This is a genomic window from Veillonella parvula (genome assembly GCF_048309325.1).
Lineage (GTDB): Bacteria > Bacillota > Negativicutes > Veillonellales > Veillonellaceae > Veillonella > Veillonella parvula_T.
This window is the reverse complement of the sequence record NZ_DBFBTX010000005.1, coordinates 386,144-398,060: the sequence shown is the minus strand read 5'-3', so window position 1 is coordinate 398,060 and position 11,917 is coordinate 386,144. Positions and strand designations below refer to the sequence as shown.

Annotated in this window: 13 protein-coding genes and 1 pseudogene; all 14 read right to left on the bottom strand. The window is 37.6% G+C overall.

Going from position 1 to position 11,917, the window contains the following annotated elements:
- Positions 1 to 58 precede the first annotated feature (58 nt).
- On the bottom strand, positions 59 to 466 hold the full coding sequence (locus ACMKPP_RS06675) for a hypothetical protein (protein ID WP_042986426.1): 408 nt from the start codon (positions 464 to 466) through the stop codon (positions 59 to 61).
- Positions 456 to 866 (bottom strand): fimbrial assembly protein, encoded by a 411-nt coding sequence (locus ACMKPP_RS06670; protein ID WP_418369519.1) that lies wholly within the window; start codon positions 864 to 866, stop codon positions 456 to 458. The genes ACMKPP_RS06675 and ACMKPP_RS06670 overlap by 11 nt, the downstream gene beginning before the upstream one ends.
- 169 nt (positions 867 to 1,035) lie before the next feature.
- A complete protein-coding gene (locus tag ACMKPP_RS06665) occupies positions 1,036 to 1,890 on the bottom strand; it encodes a hypothetical protein (RefSeq protein ID WP_418369518.1) in 855 nt (284 codons plus the stop codon).
- A 9-nt stretch (positions 1,891 to 1,899) separates the two neighbouring features.
- A complete protein-coding gene (locus ACMKPP_RS06660; protein WP_021148255.1) occupies positions 1,900 to 2,307 on the bottom strand; it encodes a hypothetical protein in 408 nt (135 codons plus the stop codon).
- Positions 2,288 to 2,944, bottom strand: a complete 657-nt coding sequence (locus tag ACMKPP_RS06655; protein WP_418369517.1) for a hypothetical protein — start codon at positions 2,942 to 2,944, stop codon at positions 2,288 to 2,290. Before ACMKPP_RS06655 ends, ACMKPP_RS06660 begins: the two co-directional genes overlap by 20 nt.
- The gene (locus tag ACMKPP_RS06650; protein WP_418369516.1) at positions 2,941 to 3,297 is read right to left on the bottom strand and encodes a hypothetical protein; all 357 of its coding nucleotides are present in this window, start codon (positions 3,295 to 3,297) and stop codon (positions 2,941 to 2,943) included. The genes ACMKPP_RS06655 and ACMKPP_RS06650 overlap by 4 nt, the downstream gene beginning before the upstream one ends.
- Positions 3,298 to 3,304: 7 nt before the next feature.
- Positions 3,305 to 3,766, bottom strand: coding sequence for a hypothetical protein (locus tag ACMKPP_RS06645; protein WP_024061885.1), 462 nt, complete (start codon positions 3,764 to 3,766; stop codon positions 3,305 to 3,307).
- Positions 3,745 to 4,287 carry a prepilin peptidase gene (locus ACMKPP_RS06640; RefSeq protein ID WP_418369515.1) on the bottom strand — a complete coding sequence of 181 codons (543 nt, stop codon included), beginning with the start codon at positions 4,285 to 4,287 and terminating at the stop codon, positions 3,745 to 3,747. Before ACMKPP_RS06640 ends, ACMKPP_RS06645 begins: the two co-directional genes overlap by 22 nt.
- A 53-nt stretch (positions 4,288 to 4,340) precedes the next feature.
- Positions 4,341 to 4,514, bottom strand: a pseudogene (locus ACMKPP_RS06635) (competence type IV pilus major pilin ComGC); the annotation flags it as partial.
- 174 nt (positions 4,515 to 4,688) lie between these two features.
- On the bottom strand, positions 4,689 to 4,850 hold the full coding sequence (locus tag ACMKPP_RS06630) for a hypothetical protein (protein WP_282004501.1): 162 nt from the start codon (positions 4,848 to 4,850) through the stop codon (positions 4,689 to 4,691).
- A gap of 69 nt (positions 4,851 to 4,919) precedes the next feature.
- The gene (locus tag ACMKPP_RS06625; protein ID WP_418369514.1) at positions 4,920 to 5,492 is read right to left on the bottom strand and encodes a hypothetical protein; all 573 of its coding nucleotides are present in this window, start codon (positions 5,490 to 5,492) and stop codon (positions 4,920 to 4,922) included.
- Between the two features lie 10 nt (positions 5,493 to 5,502).
- Positions 5,503 to 6,099 carry a GH25 family lysozyme gene (locus tag ACMKPP_RS06620; RefSeq protein WP_418369513.1) on the bottom strand — a complete coding sequence of 199 codons (597 nt, stop codon included), beginning with the start codon at positions 6,097 to 6,099 and terminating at the stop codon, positions 5,503 to 5,505.
- 8 nt (positions 6,100 to 6,107) lie between these two features.
- Positions 6,108 to 6,641 carry a phage holin family protein gene (locus tag ACMKPP_RS06615; RefSeq protein ID WP_316581504.1) on the bottom strand — a complete coding sequence of 178 codons (534 nt, stop codon included), beginning with the start codon at positions 6,639 to 6,641 and terminating at the stop codon, positions 6,108 to 6,110.
- Between the two features lie 2 nt (positions 6,642 to 6,643).
- Positions 6,644 to 11,917, bottom strand: a complete 5,274-nt coding sequence (locus ACMKPP_RS06610) for a phage tail tip lysozyme (protein ID WP_418369512.1) — start codon at positions 11,915 to 11,917, stop codon at positions 6,644 to 6,646.

The following is an 11,917-nucleotide window of genomic DNA, read 5'->3' as shown; positions in this document are numbered from 1 at the left end:
AGACAGACTATAGACATAAAATCTATAATCTGTCTCTATACAGTACACCCGATTTTCATTAAGGTTTTATAATCGATTTAATTGCACAATGCACATAAACTACATTACCTTTACGTTCTATATCTTCTATTTCTATACGGCGTGAAGGATCCTTTTCTTCAACAGTATTTATCCAGTTAATCATACGCTCTGTACTACCTAATACTGTTAATTCTAGTATACCTTCATGCTCATCAGTACTGACAATCATTAATGGTTCTCCTTGCAAGGAATCAAAAATATTTGTATTAGAACTTGTATTAGATGTCTTGTTCCGTGTAAAAGATTCTAATAGTTTTGCTTCATTAGACACTATATAATCTGACTCAGCATTCATTTGTATATTATAATTATCTTGTTGATTTTTTAAGCTATTATTTTTGTCTTCAAAATAAATATGCCCATACATAGAAAGGCTAATGAGCATCCCCCACAACACTAGGCCCGTTAATATTCTCTCGACCTGATACGTTGTGCTCTCTTTTAGATCCGTCCATATGGAATGTATAAACACCTTTATCTGCTTTAACTGTTCCATGACACTCCATCCCTAGTAATTTTTGTTGGAGAATAGCAATAAATTTACGACACATTTCGTCACTCGTACCTATACCATCTATACTGATACGCCCATCCTTAATGCTAAGATGCTGTAAACTAATATGTTCTGCCATAGCGGCATCAAGAATATATACGACCATTGTATTGGGTAATATATCTGTTTGATTCTTAAGGATTTTATTCTTTATTATTTTATTTCTTATTTCCATTAATTCACCATATTGTTGATGTATTTCTTGATACTGAGCATTTGCTTGCAATCGCACAAAGTCTATCTTTCGATTTTCATAGCTACGATAGCTTGACCAACAACTATATATAGTAACAAGCCCTACTATAATGTATATAAGACTTATCCCATAAAGAAGGTATCGATAGGTATGCCATAAACTATGCCATCGTAACGAGCGAGGCATTAAATTAATACATCTGTCCTTACCAGCCCAATCCAATCCATTTAAGCCCCCTTGCCGCCATACCAATAGCCATGTCCCAATCTAATTGCCCTTGCTTGCAACGATTACGGCCACGACCTAAAAATAATAATGGAATATATTCAGTTTCTCCATACATGGAAATTATACCTTCCATATCTGTCCGTTCTTCATTTGTTATAGATTCTAACCCATACATCCGAATTCCCTGTATCTCATCTATACCAAAGTCTTGTAATCTTACTTCTAACTTATCCATAGCTTCAGCTACATCGCTACCAGTAATAGGTACAATACACTCTTGAATGCATATATCATTCCACCAAAGCCATAAATGCATGGCGCCTTCTTCCACAACACCTATTACAGTACCGCTGCGCCGCATCAAGCAATAACAAATAGGAATAGGCCAAAAATCAATAACATCAACAGGTGCATAAGTATCTCGTATACCTTGCTTCAAAAGCTCTAGTGAATGCCGATCTACAGCCACCATAAACATATGATAATTGTGTCGTGGATATTCCCGGCGACAAGCATCCATTTGGAAACTATCCCCCTCAAAACTAAAGTAGTCCTCTATATTCCACTTTATAAACTCCTTCATATCAAAATCATGAGGATCATAAGGTGCTACATGCATTTGTGTATCAATATTAGCAACAATACTATAGGCCCCTTCATCTAAATCATACGTTTCTATAAATTTTGTAACGTCTTCATCAATAGGCCCTGTACGCTTCATTTCTAACGCATCAGTAATGACCATTGTTTTATTTTCTATATGAGCGGTAACACATACAATATGTTCGTCAGTTATACATACTCCAGAATGTATTTTTTTTTTTCGTTTCATAGAATCACCTCAATAAGGTTTTACCTTTATAACATGCATATGTTTTTCTTTATCTACGGTCACATACATATGTACACGACTCACGATTTCACTATTTTTCAATTTTCCATAACTCATAATATGTCGCGGATTATCTGTTGATTGGTCTGCTTCAATAGTAATCTCTACATTTTCATCATCTATCACAACTAATTTATTTTGAAAGTCCCATACATTTCCTAATTTACAATAGCCCACAAACCAATGAACACCTTTCTGTGCCGCGTAATGAGCCTCTTCCAAATGCAATTCGTCTACCACATTACTTTCACATATTTGTCCTATCCGCAGCCCCATAAAAGCTAATAATAATAAAAAGGACATTGTAAGTATCGCTATATAAGTGATAAAGCCCGCGTTATGGGCTCCTACGTTCATAATCTGTCTCCTCTTTACTTGTATACCAATCATAAATAGCACTTTGTCCAACAGAGACCTCATATATGGATAATCCTCCATAACCACTTGTGTATTTTCTATCATTAACAAAACGATTATTAATATACCAACGTAAATACACGGTCCCATTAGTATCTACACTAAAAGGGTATTCTTGGGTATAGCCCACATTTCTTTTATCTGTAGTTCCTACAATTCGACTACCACTGACAGGTTGCAAGCTACCATCCGTTAATTTTCTGTATAATGCATGACGTTGTACAGTTAAGGTTGTGCGCTTTGTATCGTGAATATATAAACTTGTATTACGATCTTCTACAGTAACCTTCACAGGATTCCATATCATATGAGCCACAACCATACGCCGTGTATATCGACCATCCTCCATCATAGCTACACTATCAAGTAATTTAGCATCCCACATAACTGCATAGAATAGGATACCTAACAATAAGGTAAGAACTATGATAGAAATCATCATACTAATAAGCGTAGAATACAAAATAAAACCCATATCATTTCTATTTTTATTCTTATTTTTATTTCTATCTGTTATGGGATTCTGCTTGTATTCTTTATTCTTCCCAATTACCGTTTCTATATCCTCGCCCTTCAATGTATCCCCTCCAAATCAACTGATAGAGAATAGACAACAGATTGATTGTCGATGGCATCTACTGTTAATCGTTGTAAAGATACACCTTCTATCACTACAGGCTTTATATGTGTTTTATAGGTAATTTTTTCACTAGGACTCATTATAAATTGAGAATTATATACACCAGTTTCTATTGTTCCATTCTTATAATAAGAAGCTTTAGCCACTTCTAAATAGGTTATGGTATCTTGCAATATATGATCCCAATAATACGCCTTATATACCGTAAGAGTAGCCATCCAAAATATAGATAATACAATCGGTAAAATGAACATGATTATAGCGGCTGATATTAAAGCGTCACCATACATAAATCCTTCAGTGCACTTCTTCCCACCTGATTCGCCCTGTTTGTACAGATATCCATATACGATTTTTCTCACCACTTTCACGATCTTTCAAAATAATTTCTGTCCCATCATAAGGTAAGCCTAAGGCTGAAAAAGAAATAATTGTCATAGACCGTTCGTTCTCAATATTTTGCGGTAATGATATGTTTACCGTATGATGATTAACATCTTCCTCTAAGGTGTAACTGTCCTTATTTAAAATAAAAAGCATTCTCCCTTTACCATTAGATTTATGCCCTAACATAGACCACAGTTGAACTTTCTTGAGCATATACGCCACCTCTTGCGTAGCACCATTTAAAGTATAACGACTAGGTGTTGTCACAATAGGTAAGGCAATAGAAATGAGCAATAAGATTAAACCAATAGTAATAATCCATTCCGCCAATAAAGATCCACTTTGACGATTTATAAGTTGCACCTTAACCATTGATAAAGCACCTCCATATAGGAACTACCATGTAAGGCACACCATCCGCCAAAGCATAGAAAGGGACCAAATGGGATATATCGATTACGATAACCGGTGAGTAAGAGATAGAGAGAACCAACACAAAAAGTTACGTAAAAGAAACATATAATTTCCCATGGAGTGAGCCATATTGCAATAGCAGAAAACCATTTAATATCGCCTATGCCAAAGCCTTTATGGCTAATCAAACGAAGTCCATATGTAATAGTACCTACGCTGATAACACTTAATAAGGTTACTAACATAGATTGATCATTTATATAGGTATATATAATGCCACCTATTACAAGAACTAATGCCCCTTCATCAGGCAATATATAGTAATGCATATCGATGGTAGCACCTGCTATGATGATGAGTGAAAACACAGCATACAAAGCAATGTGAGTATAAGATATTGCTTTTGATGAATCTATAACAGGTAGCAATATAGATGCTATATATACAAAAAGTCCTATCACATAATTGGTCCCTTTCATACCTTGTCCTTTCATATAACTAACGTATGTAATTCATAATCTATACAAGTTAATTAAGGCTCATTAGGTGCTTTAACAACAACAGATTTTGAAGTCCCACCACTGACAGCTTCATAAGTAATAGTGTATTCTTTTCCTTTTGCAGTCTTAACATGTTCAGTAAGATATCCTTCCTTATATAGATTTTCTACTGTTGGAGGTGTATCGACATTCTTATCAATCATAAAAGGGTATATCAGTTTAAAATATTTCATATTTCAAAATAACTTGTAATAATCAAAGTTTTTCATTATGGCCATTTAAAACAAATTACAGAATATATCATATTTCAAAATGTTTTTTTGACGATTTTTTGACGGCAATAAAAAAAGAGGGGTACCGCTATGGTACCCCTTTTACTATTAATCTAATTCAACAAGGCGTTTCAATTCGCCATTTACAAACCACATTTCACACCGCACGTTGTTTTTATCTGTCAATGTAGCCGTATATAATCCATCTTGTTTTGGGTTGATTTCTTCTGCGAATTCGTGAACTTTGCCTTCAAATGTAAATGTTTTCATATAGTTTACTCCTTTTTAATTAAAAAAAACGGTATGCCGTGAACCGCACGGCTCGGAGATATGGATCACCTACCATTTCGCAAATGTATATAAAGCGCTGGCCCCTTTGAAGTGCTTACCTTCAAAATGTGCTAGACTTTGAAAGTCGCCAGCTTGATAACCGATTGTTTCGTATACCTTCCCTGTGTCCATTACAGTAACACCACCCATAATACGATGTACTTTATTAAGGTTGATTTTATACACATCAACCTTATTTTCATCTGTATTTTCTACAACTGCCGTTCTATCGCTTTTTTCTATAGCTTCCTTTGGAATGTTAGGAGATTTATCTGTTATAGCATTTTTCGTAATAACTGCCGCATCATGTAGCGTTGGTGCCTTAGTATAGTAAGTTGCTACCGGTTGTGCGGTTTCCTTATATGCGATAATTTCCTTCGCTACCTTTGGCGTTACATTTAATGCTTCCCCTAATTTTACTGGGTTCTTTACGATTGCTTGATTTAAAAGTACCGGCTCTTGTAATTTTTTAGTATGTATCACGTTATAGGCGAATAAGCCGGCAACCACCACCAGTAGCATAAGTAATGACACGGTGATAACTGGCAAATACGCCTTTATGAATTGCTTGATAGTATCCATACAATACCCCCTAAATAGGCCAGTTCAATGCTAAATCCGCATCAAATTCCTTGCCCTCAATGTTTTCGGTAAATGTGTATTGCCATAGATTGGCTCTGTCATAATCGCATTGACTATTAAGTTGTGCGCACCAAATAGCACAACCACCTAACTGACTAACGTCTAATACATTCACTAGCCAGTCATAACTAGCGTATAGGCCTGTATTTCCGTATCCAGCTTGCCACAACTTATTGATGAACACGCTACATATATTGGTTAATTGTTGGCCAGTTGGCATGCCACGATCCGCCTTGTAATCGTCCGCATCTTCCATATCGAACCATACACCCATAGGCAACTTATCAATAGTTAAGCCGGCATCGTTCAATGTATTAATTACGAATTCCGCTTCATCTGCCGCATGTTCTTCATTCATAGTGTAGGAATAATGATATACACCAATCGCCAAACCGGCATTAATTGCGCCGTTGATATTGTTATAGAATTCACTATCTAAATTACCTCTGCCATAACCGATGCGGATAATAGCGAAGTCAAAGCCATTAGCCTTGACCGCTCCCCAATCCACTACGCCGTTATTTTCGCTTACATCAATACCCCTCATGTTTCACCTCATAATTTAACCTTATTTTCAATTTTGGTTCTAATTAAATCTAAAAACTTCCCCATAGATACGTTGCCGCCGTCTCTTAGGTTTTCAAGAATAGATAAAAATTCGGACGAGCCTAGATATAGCCATACCAGCGATACGGCGAATTGTCTTTGACCGCTCATTTCATCAAATAAAATAGCGGCTATTGTAGCCGCTACATATGTCATTACCTTACCTATAAACCCTTTTCGCATATATTTAGATGCTATGAGTTGTTTTTCAAATGCTATTGGTATGGCCCGGTATTTTTCCCACGTGGCGATTTTCTCCGGATCATATCCGAATTCATCAACTAACATTTTGTAAGCGATGCTTGCCCACTTTGTGAGCAAGTCTACGAATACCAATAAAATAAACACGCCCAATATTTGAACGTGTTTTAAACCAATCACCCATATAGCCAACGCAGCAACGCTGCTCAATATTGTTTTTAAGATAAAGCTACTTGTAAGAGAATTCCAACTATCAATCAAGAAATCTAACACTATTTGCATTATTACTCCTTTATAATCCCTAAGCCATATACCCCTCTTGCTACATTGGCTTTTTGAATATTTAGTTTGTCTAACTTTTCCCTCTTTGTATCGCTAGACATGGTTTCGCTATCAATAATTTTCTTCGATGCTTTATTAATAGCCTTAAATGAATTTTGTGCATTTTTCAACTTATTGTATAACTTAGGGTCATAGCCTTCCGGTCTCTGCCCTGTAAGTTTTAGTTCATTATGTAGTTTTTCTTGTTCCTTAAAGTCGTCATAGACACGTTGTACGCTATCGCTACTTTGATATGGTTTAGCGAAGAAACGGCGTATTTCTGGTAACTCTGTTACGCCTTTTGTAGGGCGTTTTTCGTTTGCACCACTAATAGCATCCGTTATGTCTAACCCTAGTCGAGCAAGGTTGCCACCATACCCCATAATCGTATTATCTACCTTATATGGTGATACGTTAAATGTGTCGCCAATTTTACGAGCCACCATAGATGTATTAGATCCGTACTGTAGTTTATCCGGTAATTTCTCTTGGGATTGAGGGACAATGTTTCTTTGTCTGAATTTAGAATAATTGCTCCACCATTCCCAAATCGGAGACAAAGCCGTAGGCAATATATCCGGCAATAGTGTATCGATCGTTCTGTCGCCTAAACCTTTAAAACCGACTCCATTTCTGCCTGTTGATTTATCGTCAAAATACTGTAACATACGTTCAAATGTAGTGCCGTATAACAACCCTAATTCAAACGGCTTAGGTATTTTTATAAATTTATCACCAGCTGGAATATGGAAGAATGTATCCTTTTCCCATTGCGGTAACTCTTGATATGCGGTGTTATCTTTATTCAAATACCATAATGCGATTGTAGGTAACGTGATAAACAAAGTAGATTTAATTGTCATACCTTTCGGATCATCACGCCATGCACGCACTAATTTGTCGCCACCTTGGACAGTCGCATTAAAGAACGCTACAACTTTATTTGCAGTCTTAGTATGTGTACCGGTACGGCTGAAATCAATCGTAATATCACGGCTTGCAATAGATGCTTCGCCTAGTGATTTAGGGTTTAAATTGGTTTTTGTTAAACGGCTATATAACCCTGTATACCCTTTTCTAGCATTGCTAAATTCGCCTAAACGGGTAGCCACTTCCGTTGCTTCCGATATAGCGCGCAACACTTCTATAGGATTTCTTACAACTTTTGACAATGTGGACTTACGAGAAAATAATTCTCTTAAATGTCCGCTCAAATAGTCTCGATCAAGGCTTACCATAGCAGCATGAGCGCCACCACTTTTGACATAATCCCAATATAATTGGTCTTTCTTTAAGAAATGCGCTAACCCTTTAAATGTATCAACTACAGGTAAAAAACCATGTTTAGAGAATACACCGGCTGAAATGGTATCGCGCAAGGCGTTTGTGATAGCAAAGCCAGCAGTAACAGTAGAACCAGCACGTAACCAACTAGCCGGATACTGCAATATTTTTGTTATAAAATTGCTTGTATCCTTATTCATCATTTTCATTGCTTGCGCTAATTCTGGAGTTGTTTCATATACAACTTTTTTCCCTTTAACCCAAACAGAAAATGTATTGTCAGTAGATTTTGCTGGTCTATCACCTCTGACCTCTTCGACAATAGTTCCTATGCCCGGTTTCTTTGCTAACTTGGCAAATGTAACGCCCACGTGATTTCGTTCGATTGCATTGTAGAATTGGTATGTATTTTTTACGATACTTTCTAACGGATCAATAATATCACGTGTACTACCTTTGAACCGCTTAATAGGATTAGCTACATTAACAAACCCTTTTGAACTAGAAAAGAACCCATCCATACTCTCTGCCGAGAAATCACGGAAAAACGGAACGTAGTTAGGGTATTTATATCGCAATAAATGGTATGTTTCCGGTTTCAATATCCCATTATTCACGAGTTCAGCAAGTATATAATCTTGAAAACGGTGAATATCTTTAGCAGCACTTTTGAATGTAGGATTTTTTTCGTACTGCTTAACGGCCGCTAAATCCTCTTTTAGTGTAAATGTAGGCATCTGACCGTTACGGTGTAGGTCTAAATCATGTAGCGCTACAAGGTAGGCGCTAAAGTCTTTGTGTTCTTTTTGAGGTATATCCTTAATAATATCCTCAAATGCACGAACACCTTTTTCAGGTCTGCCTTTTGCCAAAAACTCTTGAACCTTACCAACCCAGCCACGAGCGATCCACGCTTGCATGAGCGGGTCATCTTCGAACGGAATTTTCTCACCTGTAACACGTTCTATCTCTTCAACCATTTCACGTAATGGATTAAGCTCATCAACGGCTTTTGTATACACATCGTTAGCAACACGATTAAGCATATCTTTAACATTACCGTCTTTAGCATCCATAATAATCCGTTCAGCCTTAGAGGTTCGTTCAAAGGAAATAGAACCTTTGATACGGTCTGCACTAGACTGTTTATGCCATTCATGAGTTAGTTTAGATAATTTATTAACAATGCCGTTTAACGCCTTATCACGTTCTATAGTTTCTTTGAAGTGTTTATAAAACGCCGGAAAGTCCTGTTTGGCTTTTGCTCTGTCTGATACATAATCTTTAAAGAATTCTGCGTACCCCTCTTTGCGCTTACCAGCTACATCTAAATTATCATAGCTAGTACCAAACCGCTTTTTGACTTGACCTAACAATTCAGCATCAAACTTAGGAATACTGCTAAATCCATTATGGTTATCAATGTAATGACCTAACTCATGCATCATTGTAGGTATATCACCATATGCCCCCGTACGGATTACATCGCTATTAGGATTATACCAACCCTTAGCGTTTTTAGTTCCCAATCTCCCTGTTTTTATACGCTGATTGAATAGGTTATTGATACTATCAATAATTTCACGACGACTAACGGCACGCCCCATACGTTCAACGCCTTCACTTTGTTCCGTATGTGGTGTTTCATTACCTTTAGCACTATATTGTAGTGGTTCATTAGGTTTAACACCTTTACTTTCTAAATAACGATTTGCCATTGCTTCGTTGCCGTCAAATGCTTTCACCATAGCTTCGTGTACTTGCTCATGCGTTGCATTGTCTAATAGCTGGCTAGGTTGCTGCGCGTATTTGCTCACGCCGCCTTCTGCCGGTTCTGCTTGCATTAATTTTAACTCTTGCGTATCTGCAATTAGTTCGGCAGCACGATCACGTCGAACAGTTTCTATATAATCACGGCTTAGCTTTTCAACTGGTACGTCTAACGCTTCTGATAATTTGACTTTCACCGCATCAAGTTCCGTTTTAGGAATATCTGGCTTTGTTGCTTGGTTCAAGTCTTTCAATATTTCCGTATCAGATTGTATTTTATTTTCTAATTCGGTATATCGTGGTTCAGATGCATCATTTTTTAATTCGTTTATGATAGTTTCTTTTGCTTTTTGCGGTAAATCGTCAAGTGCATTTCGTAAACTTTCGTTTGGTGCATCTTCTTCATACCTAAATTGAGTACTTGCATCGTTTTCAAGTGTTTTTTCTTCAAATTTAGGTTTTTCACCCTCTACAAAGTCAGTATTTATGCGGTCTTTTGGCTGAAATTCATTTATTTCGCCTGTACGGGCTGTTTCGCCTTCGCCTTGATAGTTTATACCTAAATCTTCGTTTTTAACCTGTTTTTTATCGGTGTTTTCTACAAAACTGTTTAAATCGGTATGTGTTTCTTCGCCGCTTACCGGTTTTTCGTTTTCTATAAACTCATCTTTAAACGGTTGTTCATTTCCTCTATAGTTAGGGTCTAGCGTATTATCTTTAAACAATGTATTATCACGTGGCTTATTTTCATATTTACCATAATTGCCGTCGAATGTTTCTTTAGCAATTTGTGCCCGCACCTCATCACGTGCAACTGCTGGGTCTGGTCTTTCGTAATTTTTCCGTATGATAACGGCCATTTCTTCCGGCGTTGCATCTGGTCTTGCCCGCATTGCTTCAAGTGCAGCGCTTTCCGTGTTATGTAATTCCCATACGCTGAAATCAACTTGCGTTCTCCAATCCCACGGATCCAATCCGCGACTTTCCGCAAATTTCAATAAACCTTTTTCGCCGTTCAATCTATCACCAGTAAATTGAACCAAACCACGGGAACCGTAACCGTCTCCACTTGTAACGGTAGTACTAAAACTACTTTCAGCGCCGATATTACCAGTCATGGCAGCTGCTTCAACGTCGCTCAACCCATTTTGACGATATCGGTTATATATATCCGCTTGGATATTACCGGTTTCACCTTCCATAGGTTGCCCGTTCAAACCGCCTTCAGAGTATTCGCGCGGTTCTACAGTATTTGCAGTTTCTTCCGGTACTGGTATATCATCAAACGCATTATAGGTAATGCCTTCTTCAAGTTTTGGCGCATCTTTTGTAAAACGTTCGCCAATATCTTCAAATGCATTAGATGCCTTTTCTTTGATGTGTTCCGCCGCACGTCCTACACGTTCGCCGATTGCACCACTTACCTTCTTAGGTGTTACGCCTTTAACCATTCCAGCAGGTAAAAACACATTATCCCATAAATTAGTAGGGTTCATGGCAATATTCTTTGCAAATTCGCCCGGATCATCAACCAAACGCCCAACCGGTTCAGCGATTGGGTCTACTAATACATTTTTTGCCGTAGCTACATATTTATTCCCTAAAATTCCATCTGGTGCCGTTCCTTCGTTTTCTGCGGCTTCATTGGCGTTATACATTTCCGCCGTATCGCTTGCAATCGTAGGAGCAGCAAGGACGCCGGCAGCTATTCGCACCGGTGGTGGAACATACGGAGTAATTGCTAGATATCCAGCCGGCTTGCCAACTGCGGTATTATATGTTTCTACTCTTGCTTTGTTTAGGCCCGGCGTTGCATGTTCGTTTATAAAGTCGCCGTTATCGTCAAACGCTGAGAAATTATCCCCATTGGCTTCAATGGCATTAGCAGCACTTTTAGAATACTCATTGCCTAGATTATTTGATTTATTTACTACATCATTTTTCCAGTTTATTAACGTATTACCTACATTGTCATTAATTTCTTTGCCGGTTTTATCAATCCATTCAATATTATTCTTTACGCCATTAGCAACATATTCGGCATTGTTTTTAACGCTATCCCAAAACGTAGGCTTGGGCGCGTTGCCTACGTCATAACCGTATTCGGTTGTTATATCTTCAAAGGCGTTACCGTTTCCAGCTGCCTTGCCGTATTGGCTTGTAATATCATCAAACGCACCCAT